Genomic DNA, 17,594 nt, shown 5'->3' on the forward strand with positions numbered 1-17,594 from the left:
TTTTGTTTGCCATTGTTAAAAAGCATACGCTGGGCAAAAATTGTGCGCTATGATAAAGAAACTCTGACATTAACGTAACTGCTATTAACGCATAACGTAACGTCTGTTTATTACTAAATGCTATCAAAAATCGGAAATCTTGCAGTACTACCATACCGACATAGGACTATTTTTGGAAAAAGTACATATAAAGCAAAGCCCCAACGATAACAGAGTCTATCAACACCTGACACTGGACAATGGTCTTACTGTTTTGTTAGTTCAGGATGAAAATGCTGAAAAAAGTGCCGCAGCCTTAACGGTCAATGTCGGTCATTTTGATGATCCGGCAGATTATCAGGGGATGGCCCATTTTTTAGAGCATATGCTATTTCTTGGATCAGAAAACTTTCCGCAGCCAGGTGAATATCAGCAATTTATCAGTCAGCACGGCGGCAGTCACAATGCATGGACCGGCACAGAGCACAGCCATTTTTATTTCGACATCGATACTCCGCAATTGCAGCAGGCTGTTGCCCGTTTTTCTGATATGTTTTGCCGGCCTTTATTTACCGCAGCCTATGTTGAAAAAGAACGCCATGCCATTGAAGCGGAATATTCGTTAAAACTAAAAGACGACAGCCGGCGAATTTATCAGGTTCACAAAGAAACCATCAACCAGGATCATCCCTTCGCTAAATTTTCAGTGGGTAACCTTAATACGTTAAATGATAAACCAGGCCAAACTCTGCGTGACGCCCTGATCGAGTTTTATCAGCAACAATACAGTGCCAGCAGAATGAGCTTGTGTCTGGTCTCACCCACATCATTGTTAACCATGGCGCAGTGGGTATCTCACTACTTTGCTGATTTGCCGGCAGAGCTACCCGCAAAAGCACCATTAGACGTGCCGCTGTATAACGCTGAGCATCAGACCATTTTATTAAATATTCAACCACACAAAGATTCCGACAGACTGGTAGCCAGTTTTGCTCTGCCAGACATCCAACCCTGGTATCCACATAAAATAGTCAGCTTTCTGGCATCTATTCTGGGTGATGAAAGCGACGGCTCGTTATTGAGCTATCTGAAAAATGCCGGGTTGGTGAACCAACTAAGCGCAGGTGGCGGAATTGACGGCAGTAACTATAAAGATTTTACCGTATCCTTTGAGCTGACCCGCGCAGGCCGGGCTAACACCCAAGCGATCCTCAAAGCGCTCTATAGCGCGCTGGCCAGAATTAAACAGCACCCACTGCCCCACAGTTTATTTGAGGAACGGCAAAAACTTTTGCACTGGTCATTTATTTATCAGGAGCCCGCCGACGCCTTGCAAACAGCCAGTCAATTATCGGTCAATCTGCAGCACTATCCGGTTGAAGATATTATTTTTGGTGACTACAGGATGGAATTGCCTGCTGAATCTTTGTATCAGCAGTTGCTAAGCTGGTTCAGGCCAGACAATATGCGGATAATGCTGATTGCCCCTGACGTGCCTGTGCTATTGGAAGCAAAATGGTATAACACGCCTTATTCCGTTACCCGGTTAAGTGATGAATTGCTGCACACTTTGCTGACGACCGGTCCGGTTGCTGAAATTACGCTACCCAGTACCAACCCTTATCTGAGCGAGCAGCTGAGCTTGCTGGAAAAAACTGCACATATGGCAATACCGCAGCAAATATGTAGCACTCCTGGTTTAAGCGTCTGGCACAAAGCGGATACCGAATTTAACACACCTAAAGGCCATATTTTTTTGCAACTTAGTCTGCCTCAGAGTATTGCTGACAATCATCAGCTTGCAACCAGCAGGTTATGGCTGGAGTTGTTTCAGGATCACATTAATCAGCAGTTTTACAATGCCACGACTGCGGGTCTGAGCTATAATCTGCACGTTCAGAAGCAAGGGATCAGCATCCATATCTCCGGGTTGGCAGCCAATCAGATCCAGCTGTTACAGAATATTTTACAGCAAATAGGCCATACTGAATTCTCAGAGCTTCGTTTTAATGAAATTAAACAACAGCTTTGCCGACACTGGCGCAATAGCAGTAAAAGTAAGCCAGTCGCCAGATTATTCAGTCAATTATCGGCATTGCTCCAACCTTTGAATCCAGAGATTGAAATCTTAATTGACGAGCTGGAGCAACTGAGTTTCAGTCAATTCTGTCATTTTTCAGCCCATCTGCTGGACAATGTTCATTTAGAAGCGCTGATGGTAGGCAACTGGACAACAAATAACGCCGAAGATCTGCAACAGATGCTGCTTAACTGGCAACACCAGCAACATAGTGTTGGTTGTAAAATTACACCTGAAGCTAATAGTATTAAGGGTTTAGGTCCGGTCTGGTTAAAAACAGAAACCGAAAGCGGCGACCATGCGCTGGTGGTTTACCTGGCAGCTGAACAGGCCAGTGCCGAGCAAATGGCGCTGTTTATGCTGGCGAATCATCTTATGTCTCCCTATTACTTCCATCAGTTACGCACCGAGAAACAAATGGGATATTTAGTGGGTACAGGCTATGTCCCCATTAATACCCTGCCGGGTATGGCATTTTATATTCAGTCCCCTAATTTCGATTGCAGTGCCTTATATCAGGCGACCGTGGCATTTTTTCATGAGTTTCTGACGCAGATTGAAGATATGCCAGATGAAACCTTTGCCGAGTTAAAACAGGGGTTGACGGCCCAGCTCGCTGAACGCGACAGTAGCCTGGGTTCCAGGGCAAAAAGACTCTGGCTGGCACTGGGACAAGATGATACCCGGTTTAATCTGACCAGCAGAATAATTACTGCTCTTGCTCAATTAGATAAAAAACATTTCACCGACTTACTTACCCAGCTGTTGGCTGATGATTATGATGTGTTGATCCTGGCGTCCGGAGCTAACGATCAAAACTCACATATCAGGACAATGTCCCGGGCTGAACTAAGACAAAAAATTGCCACAACGTAAATTGATTTTGACACTGTTCCTAAACTTAGTTACCGTAAGCGGAATAACAATAAAAATGATGTAATACGTGGGCAAACGTCACCTCCGCTGCGCTAAAACGACTGTTGTACTGTTGGCTGTTCATCCTACCTGGCTTTATGCCTTTAGCTGGGACAGCGTGCAGCCTTATTTGTTTTCAGCGGTATTATTTTTTGCCTGTGCTGCTTTGCTGCTGGCGCATGCCAGTATCGTTAAAATGCGGCGCTACCACAAACGACTGGCAAAGAGTGAAGAGCGATTGCGCCTGTCATTATGGGGCAGCGGTGACGAGCTCTGGGACTGGCGAATTCATACCGGCCAATTATATCGCTCCAGCTCCTGGTTAAAACCGGTCGAACTGAAACCTGAAACGCACGACTTTCCGCCAAACAAACTGCAGATCCATCCTCAGGATTTAGACAGAGTAATCAATTTGCTTAACGACCACCTCAATGGTGGCAGTGCCTTTTTTGAAGCGACCTATCGACTGCGCACCGCTGAAGGGATATACATTTGGGTACTGGATCGTGGAAAGGTGGTCGCATACGCCACTAACGGCAGTCCAAGCCGGATGACCGGCACCCTTAAAAACATCCACCAATTGAAAGAAGCGGAAGGCAGAATGCAGTTATTCGCCCGCTGTCTTGAAAATATTTCAGATGCAGTGTTAGTTTGTGATACCCATTTCAATATTATCGAAGTTAATCCAGCATTTAGCAGCATTACCGGTAAAAATCGTGCCGAAGTCATTAACAGCCGCTTTGAACTGTCGTTGTATCCAAGTCGTTTTATGCAAGATATTCAGCTACAACTGGCAAAACATGGCCGTTGGAGCGGTGAAATCCGCGAACAAAAAGAAAATGGCGAAATATATCAGGCAGAGTTGGCATTTGATGTCATTAGAGATGAGGAAGACAACCCGCAACAATATGTTGGGGTATTATCAGATATTACCGACCGGAAATTGCGTGATGCAGAACTGAACCGGCTGGCGAACAACGACACCCTGACCGGTTTGCCGAACCGGGCCGTTTTCATGACTAAACTGGCCAGTTTGGTGACAGTCGATGCGGTTCATGCGTTACTGGTATTCGATTTAGATAATTTTAAGAAAATTAATGACTCGCTGGGCCATGAACTGGGCGATACCCTGCTGTGTAAGCTTGCACAAAGACTGCATGGTGACCCGCGATACCAGAACAAATTATACCGCCTTGGCGGCGACGAATTTGCCGTAATGCTCAATAACACCAATGATATTCATTCTATAACCTCTATGGCCAAAGGATTGCTCGAACAAATTAACCGGCCATTTTTTATCAGTCAGCATGAACTTGCTGTTACCAGCAGTATTGGCATTGTGTTGTTTCCGGATGACGGCAACGACCCTCAGGCTTTGCTTCGCAATGCCGACACGGCCATGTACCATGCCAAAAACGACGGCGCCAACCGCTACTTGTTTTTTAATGACAGCATGAACAAGCAAGCAGTAAAACGGTTGCAGGTCGAAAATTTAATTCGCTACGGTTTAAAAGAAGATTATTTCACGGTGTTTTATCAACCTAAAATGGACATTCTGACCGGTAACGTCGTCGGTATGGAAGCGTTGGTGCGGTTTATCACTCCCAAAGGCGGACTGGTAAGCCCTGCCAGCTTTATTCCGGTAGCCGAGGAAACCGGACAAATTGTCGAAATCGGCGCAGTGGTGCTGCGAAAAGCCTGTGCCGATGTTAAAAAGTGGCTGTCACTTGGCTTATTTCAGGGTCGTGTTGCGGTTAACTTGTCTGCCAAGCAATTTATGCTGCCAAATCTGTGCCAGCAAATCGACGATGTATTGGAGCAATGTGAGCTACCTTCATATCATCTGGAACTTGAAATAACAGAAGGCACGGTAATGCAATCGCCTAAGCTGGCGATCGACATGATGAAGAAACTCCGGGCTCGCGGTATCCACCTGGCGATGGATGACTTTGGTACCGGCTACTCGTCACTGGCCTACCTGAAACAATTCCCCTTAAATACCCTGAAAATTGATAAAGCTTTTATCGATGATATGGACAATGCCAGAGGCAGGAATATGGTAGATACCATCGTGACCATTGCCCACAATTTAAGTTTAAATGTGGTTGCAGAGGGTGTTGAAACCCAGGATCAATTGGATATGCTCCGGAAATTACGTTGTGAGACAATTCAGGGATTTTATTACAGTAAACCGCTTTCAGCCGAAGACTTTGCCGCGTTTTTACTGACGCAAAAACAACGGCCCCGGCTGTCAGCTATTCCAGGTTAATCGCAGCCTTGCATCACAGCGATAAAAAAAGCCCCGCAGGGCTTTAATCGGAGTCTGTTTCTACGTACGAAAAATCGTCCGCGCCATCTGCAATACGTTTCTTACCGAACACAGTATGAAATTTTCGCTTTTCGTTCAGGCGTTGCTTGTATTTAATCCAGGTTTTTTCATAGGCGGAGCTCGCTTCTGCTTCGCCCCGGCAAACCAGAATAAAGCGTTGCTCTTCCTCGTTTACCGGTTCACGTGCACCCTGCTCCAGCTGTTGCATCGCGAAACCATGTTTTTCCAGCAAATTACCTTCTGCCAGAGTAAAGCGCCCGGACCGCGTAAAACCACGAGGGAAATTGCGGTCATCGAAAAAGCGACGAGTAGCGACAAAACTTTGCTGCATCACTTTTTTCCTCTAATGTCGTTGAATATAAAGCCAGCCTGTTTAAACTGTGCGGAGTATGGTTAACAATATTCCTGTCGTAAAACAAAAATTTTTTATTGACACGATAAATAATTTTAAGGCTCAACCTTGGATACTGAACTACTAAAGACCTTTCTGGAAGTGCAGCGTACCCGCCATTTTGGCAAGGCGGCAGAAAACCTTTATTTGACCCAGTCTGCTGTTAGTTTTCGGATCAGGCAACTCGAACAGCAGCTTGGTGTTAATTTATTTAGTCGTTATCGGAATAACATTCAGCTTACCGCTGCCGGAGAACGTTTGTTGCCCCATGCTCAGGCTATGTTAACCGCATTACAACGCGCTAAACAAGACGTAGCATTAAGCAATAAACAAGCACAACAGCTCTCTATCGCCGCCACTGCTAACGTTTGGGACAGCTTTCTGCTGCCGGGCTTTATAGGGGTACAGCAACATTATCCGCAGCTTGCCTGGCGCGCAGAATCACTGGGTACAGAGCAAATAGGCCGCTTATTGCTGGAGCGGAATCTGGACCTGGCCGTTGTTTTTGACCCACCCAAAGTCGACGAGATCCAGGTTGAAAAGCTTGATGACATTGAACTGATTGCTGTGACCAGTACTCAGCACAAGGATTGTGACACTGCTATGGCTCATCATTATATTCTAATGGACTGGGGGACGTCATTTGATATTCAGCATGCCAAGCATTTCGCTGATCTGCCACCGCCAATGCTGAGAACCGGCAGTGCGAAAATTGCGTTGTCAATGCTGCTGCATAGCGCTGCAACAGCTTATCTGCCACTGGTGATGGTGCAGCCATTATTACACAATAATAGCCTCAGAACGGTAGACAATGCACCACGGATGAGTAGAGAGTTATTTGCCGCAACGTTGCATCAGGCAACCAACGAACAGTTGCTGCAAGACATCATTCAGCAATTGCGTCGGCACATCAGCAGCACCGCGGCTTAGGGACGGAATAAACTGCTGTTTCTGCCACGCATTTTACATAGCAGCAACCGCTTATGGCTGTTAAACAAAGGTAGTAAAAAAGGTCCGGTAAACAGGGCCGCCACCGCCCATTGTAACGCCTGCATGCCACTACGCAGCGCCGCAACATAAACCCCAACGGCCACCATTAACCACACTACAGGTACTAATAACACCTACCACTCTCCAAAAATAGCTTACCAAAATCCACAGTAACAGCCGATATTATACCGGCTGCTACTGTGGTTGACTGTTAAGCTTTAGTTGAATTTTTGCAACGACTACGGATAAAAGCGGCTGCCCTGCTCTGCCATGGCCAGCAGGCGGGAACAAGGTGCAAAACGTTCGCCATGCTCGGCTTCAAACTGGCGCAGGCTGGCAATCAGGTTCGTCACTCCTAAGGTATCGATATAGCGGAATGGCCCACCTAAAAACGGCGGAAAACCTATGCCAAAAATCGCACCAATATCACCGTCCCGTGCCGAGGCAATTACGCCCTCATCAAGGCAGCGCACGGCTTCATTAAGCATTTGCACAGTGCAACGCCTGGCAATGGCATCACTGCTAAGGGTGCCAGCCGGTGTAATGCCCAGTACATTATAGACGCTGCTGTCGACCGTTTTGGCACCTTTTTTCTCATTTTTACCGTACTGATAAAAACCCTTCGTAGATTTTTTACCTTTACGGCCATCTGCCAGCAACTTGTCAAAAGCAGCAGGAGGGGCAAAGCGCTCGCCTAATTGCTCAGTCAGGATCGGTGAGATTTTCGCGCCCACATCAATACCCACTTCATCTAGCAGTGTCATAGGCCCAACCGGAAAACCGAATTTCACCAGTGCCTTGTCTATTTTCTCTACCGGCTCGCCGGCTAACAGCAAATTAGCGGCTTCGTTCATATACAACGCCAAAATACGATTAACATAAAATCCGGCCCCGTCTTTTACCACAATGGGTGTTTTGCCCTGCTTGCGAGCGAATGCAACCGTTGTGGCAATCGTCTGATCAGATGTTTTGGCGTGGGCGATAACCTCAACCAATGGCATCTTGTCAACAGGCGAGAAATAATGCAAACCAATCACGTTCTCTGGCCGTGTTGCTTTCGCCGCAATCTGAGCAATAGGCAGCGAGCTGGTATTACTGGCAAAAATGGTATGCTCGGCACAGTGTTGTTCAATATCTGCAACCATTTTTTGTTTTAAATCCAGATCTTCAAATACCGCTTCAATCACTAAGTCTACATCATGAAAACCACTGTAATCTGTGCTGCCCGTCAATAATAGTAATTGCTTTTGCATTTCTGCTTTACTGATAAAACGACGTTTAAATTTCTTTTGCAGTAAATCATAACTGTATTTAAGGGCATTACTAATGCCTTGCTCATTAATATCTTTAATTCGTACCGGTACACCCGCTTTGGTGCTACTGACGTTAGCAATACCGCCGCCCATCAAACCACCACCAAGCACAGCGGCTTTGTGGACTTTCTGCGGCTGGGTATTACCGGCCCCGGTCTCTTTTTTCATCTGGGTGGTAGCAAAAAATAAACTGCGAAGTGCTGCCGACTCATTAGTCATGCACAACTGGCCAAAGGCTTTGGCTTCAGCTGAAAGCCCTGCCGCATAGCCGTTGTCCTGGCCTTTACGCACCACTTCGATGATCCGTACCGGCGCAGGATAATTACCCTGGGTTTTCTTTAAGGTTTGTTTCAGTGCTTGTGAAAACAGTATATTGCGCCCCGGGCCGGTGTTCTCCAGCAGTTTTGCCAGCATACCTTTGCTTTTCGATGCACTTTTTGTTTTACCCTGCAACGCACGCTTTACGGCCGCCTCCAGTAAAATACTCACCGGAACCACTTCATCAACTAACCCGGCTTTTTTAGCCTGAACTGCCCGCAATTGTTTACCGGTCAGCATCATATCCAGCGCTTTTTGCACCCCAACCAAGCGCGGTAAGCGTTGCGTACCACCGCTACCTGGCAGTAAACCCAGCTGCACTTCGGGCAAGCCCAGTACTGTTTTTGCTGAATCAGTCGCTATTCTGGCATGACAGGCCATCGCCAGCTCCAGCCCCCCGCCAAGGCAGGGGCCGTTAATTGCCGCCACCACAGGGATTTTCATCTGTTCCAGCCGGTCGAACATTTGCTGGCCCATGCGGGCAATATCTTCGGCCTGCTCTGCAGTGTCACAGCTATCCAGCATTGAAATATCGGCGCCGGCAATAAACGAATCTTTTTTACCGCTGATGATAACCACACCTTTGACACTGCTGTCGCTTTGCAGAGTTTTTAAAATGGCGTCAATCTCATCGGCGAAAGACGCCTTCAACACATTCATGCTCTCGCCAGGAATGTCCATGGTAATTACCGCGACATGATCGTCCCGCAGCGCCAGGCTAAAGCTGTTTTGTTGTTTCTTGGTCATTATTCAGTCTCCACTATCATCGCAGCACCTAAACCACCCGCTGCACACGCTGTGGTTAGCCCTACTCCACCGCCGCGACGCTGTAGTTCATTCAAGGTCTGCACTATTAAGCGGGTTCCGGTAGCGGCAAACGGATGGCCATAAGCCAGTGAGCCACCATTGACATTAAATTTGTCCATATCAATCTCGCCAATCGCTTCACTGCGACCAAGCTTTTCTTCGGCAAATTTGCGACTGGCAAACATTTTAACGTTCGCCAGCGCCTGAGCGGCAAACGCCTCATGCATTTCAATTAATGTCAGATCGTTCAGGGTCATCCCCGCCCGATCCAGCGCAATAGGTGTCGCGTAAGACGGCCCCATCAGCATATCTTCATGTACGCCAATGGCAGTAAACGCATAGCTGCGAATAAAGCCCAATGGTTTGTAACCTAATGCTTTAGCGCGGCTTTCAGTCATCATTAATACTGCTGAGGCACCATCGGTCAGCGGCGTACTAGTCGCGGCGGTCACCGTGCCGTGATTACGATCAAATACCGGACGCAGCTTGGCGTACGATTCCAGCTTAGAGTCCATCCGGATATTGTTGTCTATATCCAGAAATTTGCGATACGGCTCAACATGAGCGGTCATCACTTCATTGGCCATTAAACCATTTTGCCAGGCTTTTGCTGCCAGGCTGTGCGAGCGATGTGCTAACTCATCCTGCGCAGCACGACTAATACCATGGGTTTTAGCCATTTGTTCTGCGGTGTCACCCATCGACAAGCCCGTACTGTATTCTGCCACCGCTGGTGGTACCGGCATCAAATCCTTTAAACCCAGACGACGTAAAATACTGAATTTCTGGCCAAAGGTTTTCGCTTTGTTCATATCAACCAACGCGCGGGCCAGTTTTTTACTGACGCCGATAGGCAGCACAGAACTGGAATCGGCCCCCCCGGCAATCGCGATCTCGAGGGTTCCGGCCATCATCGACTCAACCACACTGGCAACTGATTGAAAACTGGTGGCGCAGGCACGCGTTACACTGTACGCATCAGTATGCACCCCCATACCGGTACCCAGCACAATTTCCCGTGCAATATTAGGTGCTTCGGGCATTTGCACTACCTGGCCATATACCACTTGCTGCACCAGACTGGCGTCCAGTTCACTGCGAATAAGCAGTTCATTAACCACCAGTTTGGCCAAATCCAGCGCCGATACACCGTGCAATTCGGTCGCTTGTTTGGCAAAAGGTGTACGCAACCCTGAGACGATCGCTATCCGATCACCACTGCGGGTATGAAGTTTAATAGGCGCTGACATAGTTTTCCTCTTATTTAGTCCGGATAGGTTAGTCCGGGATAGTCGACGCAAAAACAGGTCTGACCTGTAAGTATAAATTGATTGTAACGACAGTTGCGGTGAATTAAAACACTTGTTTTAATGCAAACTGAACCTTATTTAGGTTATAACGTCTTAGCCTAGCTTCTTTTATAGCTAACTGCGCAGAAAACAACTGAAACTTTTAACCAAAAGACTTAAATCACTATGGTAAACGCATTTTCCGCCTTGAAATCCTATCTGGACAGTCAGGTATTGGGCCAACCTGAGCTTACTGAAGGTATTTTACTTGCCTTACTGGCCAATGGTCATCTACTGGTAGAGGGCCCGCCAGGCCTGGCAAAAACCCGGGCAGTGAACGCGCTGGCTCACGGCGTAGAGGCAGAGTTTCACCGGGTACAATTTACCCCGGATTTACTGCCTGCCGATTTAACCGGCACCGATATCTACCGGCCAGAAACCGGCCAGTTCGAATTTCAATCGGGTCCGCTGTTTCATCATATTATCCTGGCAGATGAAATTAACCGGGCTCCGGCAAAAGTGCAATCAGCGTTGCTCGAAGCGATGGCAGAAAAACAAATCACCGTTGGCCGTACTACTTACAAATTACCGGAATTATTTCTGGTAATGGCTACTCAAAACCCGTTAGAGCAGGAAGGCACCTATCCGTTACCGGAAGCCCAGCTTGACCGTTTTCTGTTGCATCTTAAAGTTGACTATCCTGATGCTGAAACCGAGCGTGAAATCCTCAGGCTAACTCGCAACGAGGCCCTGAATACCGCTCAGGACCAACCTGCCGCTATTAGTCAGGCTGATATTTTCAGTGCCCGTCAGGCCATTTTAAAGCTGCATCTGGCGGAAAGTCTGGAAGAGTACATTGTGCAATTGATCATGGCCACCCGCAATGGCGCCGCGTACAGTCCTAAACTGGCATCCTGGGTGAGTTATGGTGCAAGCCCTCGCGCAACTATTGCGCTGGAGCGCTGTGCAAGGGCCAAGGCCTGGCTGGCAGACCGTGATTTTGTTACCCCGGACGATGTTCAGGCGGTGTTTCACAACGCACTACGCCACAGGTTGATCTTAACCTACACGGCTGAGGCAGAAGGTGTAACGACCGATGATGTGCTGACTGAAATCCTTAACTGCGTACCGGTACCCTGAACAGCCCTATGAACACCGCGTTTTCAGCCAACGAATGGCTTAAGCAATTAAATGCTGACGGCAGCTCGGTCGGGTTGCCCGAATTATTATGGTATCAACGCCATACGAAAGTACTGAACCTGAAACCCACGATCAGTATCCATAGCAAGCTTGCTGGCACCTATCTGGCGCGTAGTAAAGGCCGCGGTATGGAGTTTGACGAAGTACGGCATTATCAGCCAGGTGATGATGTTCGCACTATCGACTGGCGGGTTACGGCGCGCAGTGGCAAAGTGCATACCAAGTTATTCCGGGAAGAGAAAGAGCGGCCGGTATTTATCGTTACCGATTTAACTGACAGCATGCGTTTTGGCAGCAGTTTGTTATTCAAATCAGTACAGGCGGCTCATCTGGCGGCCGTTATTGCCTGGCATGTCAAAGAGCATGGCGATAAACTCGGCGGGCTGGTGTTCAGCAACCAGCAACACCGTGAATTAAAACCTCAGGGCCGCAGTCATGGCGTGCTTCGCTACTTGCAAGCGTTGCAACAATGTCATCACGGCGCAAACAACACCAATGGTTTAACGTTAACGCAGGCACTCGGGCAGCAACGGCGGCTGAGCCGTCCTGGTAGTCTGGTATATATTCTGTCTGATTTTAATCAGCTCGACGAGCAGGCGCTACGACATATCAGGGCAATTAGCCAGCATAACGAGGTAACCTGTTGTCAGATCAGCGACCCGCTCGAACTGGCAATACCGCATGCGGCCAGTGGCATAGCAGCGGTACGTAATAACCAACTGGTGGTAAACGCTGAACTGGCAAACGCCAGCTTACGACGTCGTTACCAGCAACAACAACAGCTTCGGCGGCAACAACTGGCAACATCGCTGGCGCAAGTTGGCTGTAAATGGCTGGATATTAGTGCGGGCGAACCTGTTATCAGTCAGCTGGAGCAAATTCACTATGGCCGCTAAACAATTACGTGGGCAGTTGGTCGACATTGCTGAACCCAGCTACCAGTTATCCTGGCAAATCCCGCTTGGAATTTATATTTTACTTACCCTTATCGTCGGGATGTTAGCTTATGGTAGCTGGCAGGTGTATAAGCGTTGGCGCTTTTTAGGTGCTAAGCGCCAGGCAATAATCCTGCTTAATCAGCTGGAGCCTGCGGCCACAAATCAAATAAACCAGCTGCTGAAGCGGGTGGTTAAGCATTATGCGCCGGCCCATCCCGTGCTGACAGCCAGTACCTTACAATGGCAAGGTTTTTTACAACAACAACTACCAGCAACGCCACTGCCAGCGTTGAGCATACTGCTTTATCAGGGAGATGCCGACCCGGAGCACAGCCAGCAGTTTTATCAGTTTGCCAAATGCTGGCTGAGTAATCTTCACCCGACAAGCCTGGTTAACCGCCAACAGCCTCTATCTTCAGAGGAGCAAGCTGATGTTTGAGCTTACGTATCCCTGGCTGATGTTACTGATTATCGTGCCGTTGTTCTTTAAGAAACGCCAGCAGCAAAGGGAGGGGGCACTGACCTTACCGGCACTGGCCAGAATTGCCGCTCAGCAGCAACCCCGACCTGGATTAAGGCGCCATCTTGCCACTTTGCCCCAGGCCCTGATCTGGCTGATGCTGGTGTTAGCTGCCTGTCAGCCCCGTTGGCTGGGCGAGCCGGTTACCCTGCCCCAGCAAGGCCGTGATCTGATGTTAGCCATTGATCTATCAGGCTCTATGGATATGAGTGATATGGTACTGGATGGCCAGGTAATGAACCGTTTAGCAGCAGTAAAAAGGGTAGTAGGTGATTTTATCCTGCAACGTAAGGGCGATCGTCTGGGTTTAATATTATTTGCCGACGCAGCTTATCAGCAAACTCCCCTCACCTATGATCTTGCAACCGTCCAAACATTTTTAGATGACAGTCAGCTAAAACTGGTAGGCCAGCGCACCGCCATCGGTGAAGCCATTGGCTTGGCCGTGAAACGCTTAAATGAATATGAAACCAGTAATAAAGTACTGGTACTGTTAAGTGATGGCGCCAATAATGCGGGCAATATTCAACCGCTGGAAGCCCTGGCATTGGCAAAGGCCGCCGGTATCAAAATTTATACGGTTGGTGTAGGGGCCGAACAAATGGTGCAGCAAACGGTATTTGGCCGGCGCACCGTTAATCCATCGCAGGATTTGGATGAGCAATTATTAAATCACCTTGCCACTGAAACTGGTGGCCGGTATTTCCGGGCGCGCAGTCTTGGTGAGCTGGCTCAAATCTATCGGTTGCTTGATCAATTGGAGCCGATAAGCCGGGATAACCTGACTTACCGGCCGCAGCGCAGCCTGCTGCACTGGCCGCTTGCTCTGGCGTTACTGCTGTCTTTTATTCTGGCAATCAGGCGTATTAACTGGCGGAGGCTATATGAACCTGCTCGCTGATTTTCACTTATTGCGTCCCTGGTGGCTGCTGGCACTGTTACCCGCAGTCATTCTGTGCTTACTTTTGATAAACTACCGGCAGCAAAGCAGTGCCTGGCAACGTGTTATTGCCCCGCACTTACAGCAACTGATGCTAAGTGGCGCCAGGTTAACGAAGCGCAACCCGTTGGCGCTGCCAATACTGTTTATTTGTTGGTTACTAAGCACACTGGCACTGGCCGGGCCCAGCTGGCACCAACAACCACAGCCTGCTTTTACCCTTAATAAAGCTACAGTTCTGATCGTCGATATGTCAATGTCAATGCGCGCTACAGATATGTCACCTGACCGGGTCAGCCAGCAACGCTTTAAAGCACTGGACTTTATTGATGATCTGGCCGAAGGCGAACTGGCCCTGATAAGCTTTGCCGGGGATGCCTTTGTTATTTCTCCGCTAACGCCTGACTTTAATAATGTGCGGCTGCTGCTCAGTGAGCTCAAACCTGAATTAATGCCCGTTCAGGGCTCAGATATTGAAGCGGCCCTGGAGTTGGCTGATAGCCTGTTGCACCAGGCAGGCCATAGTCGTGGCGATGTAGTGCTGTTTACTGATGGTTTTGTTTCTGCAGACTATTCGCGAATTATGCAGCGACTGGACAACTGGCCGCACCGGTTGTCAGTACTGGCATTTGGAACCGAACAGGGTGCCCCGGTGCAACTTGAAGACGGGCAGTTGCTTAAAGACTCCCGTGGCGCGGTGGTTATACCAAAAGTACCGTTGTCGCAACTGGCAGCGCTTGCCCGGAAAGGGCGTGGCAATTTTGCCGTTGCCGGTAGCACTAACAGCGATATATCCGCTCTGTTAGCGACGATCAACAGCCCGTCGGAGCGACTTGCTGAAGGTACCGGGCAATTCGCCGGCGATCTGTGGCAGGACAATGCCGTCTATCTGGTATGGCTCCTGTTACCCCTGGCATTGTATCTGGCCAAACGGGCCCCGGTATTGGTGTTATTACCTCTTTGTTATTTACCAAACGCAGAAGCCGCAGCCTCCGATATCTGGCGTGACTTATGGCAGACCAAGGCTCAGCAAGCGATCACTGATTACCGGCAGCAGGATTATCAACAGGCGCAGCAGAAATTCACCGACCCCCTGTGGCAAGGTAATGCAGCTTATCGGCTGCAGGATTACGCCGGTGCCGAGCAAGCATTTAAGCACGCCGTTCAGCAACAACCCAGTGCCGATGGCTTCGCTAATCTCGGCAATAGCCAGGCTTTGCAACAAAAATATGACGAGGCGCTGGCCAGTTATCAGCAGGCATTACAACTTGATCCTGACCATCAGCAGGCTAAACAAAATGCTGAGCTGCTACAGCAAATGAAACAACAACAAAATATGCAGCAACAGGATGGTAAGCAGCAGGACGCTGAACAGCAAGACGCTGAGCAATCTGAAGACGGTCGCGACAATTCTGCTGGATCGGAGAGTAATTCTGAAGGTAATAGTGAAGACCAGGGCCAGGATAATCCAGAGCAATCTGAGACTGAGCAAAAAGATTCAGAGCAAAATGATGCTGGCGATCGGGCTAAGCAAACGGCAAAGCAAGAACAACAACCCGGACAATCTGAACCAATGCCCAGTCCGCAGGATGCAGTAGCGCAACAAGCACGCGATGCTGCTGACAGCGAACAACAACAAGCTATCCGGGAAAAGTGGCCCAATGCCAATCTGGAAGAGCAACAACAACTCGATAACTTATTGCGTAAGGTGCAGGACGATCCGGGGCTGTTATTGCGCAACCGGATGAATCTGGAGTATCAGAAACGTCGGCAATTCGCTATCCCCAGAGGAGTAGAACAAGAATGGTAATACGTAGTCTGTTATGGTCCTGGGCACTGCCAGCGGTACTATTAAGCTTAGTATTACTTAGTACATTGCTGAGTATGCCTGCGTATGCAGTTAGTGAGTTAACTGCACGGGTAGACAAAAACCCGGTTATGCTCGGCGAGAGCGTATTGTTAGAGGTAACCGCAGACAGCAGAGTACCGGCCACCAGTATCAATTTCAGAGTTCTTGATAACAATTTTACGGTTATGGCTCCCTCGGTAAACCAGAGCACCCGGGTGATTAATGGCGATGCGAGTCACAGCACAATCTGGACCGTAACGATGCTGCCTAAAACCAGTGGTACTTTTACTATCCCTGCCTTTACTATTGATAATGTCAGTAGTAACCCGCTGACGATTGAGGTTGTACCAGTACAGCAAGGTTCAGGCCAGCTGCGTGACGTTTTTCTGCAAAGTAAGCTAAGCAGTAACACGCTGATGGTACAGCAAATGGTGTACTACGAAGTTACCATCTTTTTCAGCGGAGATATTCAGCGGGGTAGTCTGACTGAGCCACAACTGGATGACGCTCTGATCCAGCAGGTAGGTCAGGATAAAGAAGGTACTGAACTGATTGACGGTGAGCGCTATCGCTCTATTACCCGGCGCTATGCCATTACTCCCCAGCGCAGTGGTGAATTCACGATTACCCCCCCCACTTTCACTGGTGATGTGATAGACCGGGAAAGCGCACGGCAAAGCTATTTTGCCCGCAGTCGCACCATAGTACGCGAAGCGGAAGCATTGCCCATTACCGTGCAGCCACAGCCGGCCAGTTACAATGGTGACTGGCTGGTAGCAGGACTGGTAACGCTGAATGAAGAATGGCAACCGGAACAAACCCAGTTGGTGCAAGGTCAGCCGGTCACCCGGATTATTACGCTGTCAGCAGTAGATGTGGCGGCCAATCAATTACCGGAACTTAACTTAAATCTGCCCGAGGGTTTTCGGGTTTATCAGGAGCAACCTCAGGTTAAAGGCGCAGAACGTGCCGGCCGGTTAGTCGCCCAAAAAGTGATCACCAGTGCCATTATTGCCAATAGTCCTGGAGAATATGAATTACCAGAGGTGAAAGTAAGCTGGTGGAATAGCCAGACCGACCAACTGGAGCAGACCGTGTTACCGGGCCGGACCGTTCAGGTTGAGGCTGACCCGACGCAGCCTGATGCCACCCCACCGGCCCAAGGACCCACCCTGACGCCCTCCGCGTCGGCCACGCCGCCTCAAGCCGTATCCAACTGGCGCTGGAACTATACCAGTTCACTGTTGCTCACTTGCTGGTTGTTAACTTTGCTATTGTTTATTTACCAAAGAGTGCTTTGGCAAAAACATCGCGCTTATCAGGCTCAGGCAGCTGCCAGCGCAGGTAACACAGGGCCACGTTATGACAGCAAAGCATTACGAACCGCCTGCAAAGAGAACAATAAAGGTGCCGCAAAACAGCAACTTCTGCTATGGGCCCGCCATCAGAACATCCTAGCCACAGGGTCATTGAGTGCACTGGGTGAACATATCAGGCCCGGCATGTTTAAAGAACAAGTAGAGCAGTTAAATGCAGCGCTTTATGGCGATAGCGCAGTAAACTGGCATGGTGAACTGTTATGGCAAGCCTGGTCAGATTATCAGCATGACGAAGCAAAAACAGCCACTAAAACGTTATTGCCCCCGCTCTACCCTGAGCAAAAATGAGTATGATCCCGCTAAACCACTTGTAAAACAGCGCCGGCAAATGCCGGCGTTGCCTTGTTTGGTATAAAG

13 protein-coding genes are annotated in these 17,594 nt (G+C 48.8%); 9 read left to right on the forward strand and 4 right to left on the reverse strand.

What is annotated here, in order from left to right:
• Positions 1 to 172: 172 nt before the first annotated feature.
• Both B2Q61_RS14900 and B2Q61_RS14905 read left to right on the forward strand, forming a co-directional pair.
• Positions 173 to 2,935, forward strand: coding sequence for an insulinase family protein (locus B2Q61_RS14900; protein WP_290617167.1), 2,763 nt, complete (start codon positions 173 to 175; stop codon positions 2,933 to 2,935).
• A 112-nt stretch (positions 2,936 to 3,047) separates the two neighbouring features.
• Positions 3,048 to 5,243 carry a putative bifunctional diguanylate cyclase/phosphodiesterase gene (locus tag B2Q61_RS14905; RefSeq protein WP_290617169.1) on the forward strand — a complete coding sequence of 732 codons (2,196 nt, stop codon included), beginning with the start codon at positions 3,048 to 3,050 and terminating at the stop codon, positions 5,241 to 5,243.
• A gap of 43 nt (positions 5,244 to 5,286) precedes the next feature.
• Here B2Q61_RS14905 and maoP read toward each other — a convergent pair whose 3' ends face one another.
• A complete protein-coding gene (maoP, locus tag B2Q61_RS14910; protein ID WP_290610809.1) occupies positions 5,287 to 5,634 on the reverse strand; it encodes a DUF413 domain-containing protein in 348 nt (115 codons plus the stop codon).
• A gap of 129 nt (positions 5,635 to 5,763) precedes the next feature.
• On the opposite strand from maoP, the gene hdfR reads away from it, so the two are divergent.
• Positions 5,764 to 6,624, forward strand: coding sequence for an HTH-type transcriptional regulator HdfR (gene hdfR, locus B2Q61_RS14915; RefSeq protein ID WP_290617171.1), 861 nt, complete (start codon positions 5,764 to 5,766; stop codon positions 6,622 to 6,624).
• Here the strand turns inward: hdfR and B2Q61_RS14920 are convergent.
• The 3 genes from B2Q61_RS14920 to fadI all read right to left on the reverse strand — a co-directional run bounded on the left by B2Q61_RS14920 (position 6,621) and on the right by fadI (position 10,372).
• Positions 6,621 to 6,818 carry a hypothetical protein gene (locus tag B2Q61_RS14920; RefSeq protein ID WP_290617173.1) on the reverse strand — a complete coding sequence of 66 codons (198 nt, stop codon included), beginning with the start codon at positions 6,816 to 6,818 and terminating at the stop codon, positions 6,621 to 6,623. The two genes, hdfR and B2Q61_RS14920, sit on opposite strands and share 4 nt — an antisense overlap.
• Before the next feature lie 105 nt (positions 6,819 to 6,923).
• The gene (gene fadJ / locus B2Q61_RS14925; RefSeq protein ID WP_290617175.1) at positions 6,924 to 9,062 is read right to left on the reverse strand and encodes a fatty acid oxidation complex subunit alpha FadJ; all 2,139 of its coding nucleotides are present in this window, start codon (positions 9,060 to 9,062) and stop codon (positions 6,924 to 6,926) included.
• Complete coding sequence (fadI, locus tag B2Q61_RS14930) at positions 9,062 to 10,372, reverse strand: acetyl-CoA C-acyltransferase FadI (RefSeq protein ID WP_290617177.1); 1,311 nt, start codon at positions 10,370 to 10,372, stop codon at positions 9,062 to 9,064. Before fadI ends, fadJ begins: the two co-directional genes overlap by 1 nt.
• 225 nt (positions 10,373 to 10,597) lie before the next feature.
• On the opposite strand from fadI, the gene B2Q61_RS14935 reads away from it, so the two are divergent.
• From B2Q61_RS14935 to B2Q61_RS14960, 6 genes are read left to right on the forward strand one after another with little or no spacing between them, the layout of a single operon-like run.
• On the forward strand, positions 10,598 to 11,551 hold the full coding sequence (locus tag B2Q61_RS14935) for an AAA family ATPase (protein WP_290617179.1): 954 nt from the start codon (positions 10,598 to 10,600) through the stop codon (positions 11,549 to 11,551).
• An 8-nt stretch (positions 11,552 to 11,559) separates the two neighbouring features.
• A complete protein-coding gene (locus tag B2Q61_RS14940) occupies positions 11,560 to 12,507 on the forward strand; it encodes a DUF58 domain-containing protein (protein WP_290617181.1) in 948 nt (315 codons plus the stop codon).
• Complete coding sequence (locus B2Q61_RS14945) at positions 12,497 to 12,988, forward strand: DUF4381 domain-containing protein (protein WP_290617183.1); 492 nt, start codon at positions 12,497 to 12,499, stop codon at positions 12,986 to 12,988. Before B2Q61_RS14940 ends, B2Q61_RS14945 begins: the two co-directional genes overlap by 11 nt.
• Positions 12,981 to 13,970, forward strand: a complete 990-nt coding sequence (locus B2Q61_RS14950) for a vWA domain-containing protein (RefSeq protein ID WP_290617185.1) — start codon at positions 12,981 to 12,983, stop codon at positions 13,968 to 13,970. The genes B2Q61_RS14945 and B2Q61_RS14950 overlap by 8 nt, the downstream gene beginning before the upstream one ends.
• Positions 13,954 to 15,819: a VWA domain-containing protein gene (locus B2Q61_RS14955; protein WP_290617187.1), complete on the forward strand. Its 1,866-nt coding sequence runs from the start codon at positions 13,954 to 13,956 to the stop codon at positions 15,817 to 15,819. The genes B2Q61_RS14950 and B2Q61_RS14955 overlap by 17 nt, the downstream gene beginning before the upstream one ends.
• A complete protein-coding gene (locus B2Q61_RS14960) occupies positions 15,813 to 17,525 on the forward strand; it encodes a BatD family protein (RefSeq protein WP_290617189.1) in 1,713 nt (570 codons plus the stop codon). The genes B2Q61_RS14955 and B2Q61_RS14960 overlap by 7 nt, the downstream gene beginning before the upstream one ends.
• Positions 17,526 to 17,594: the final 69 nt, after the last annotated feature.

This window comes from Arsukibacterium sp. UBA5043 (assembly GCA_002415085.1).
In the GTDB taxonomy this organism is placed as follows: domain Bacteria; phylum Pseudomonadota; class Gammaproteobacteria; order Enterobacterales; family Alteromonadaceae; genus Alishewanella.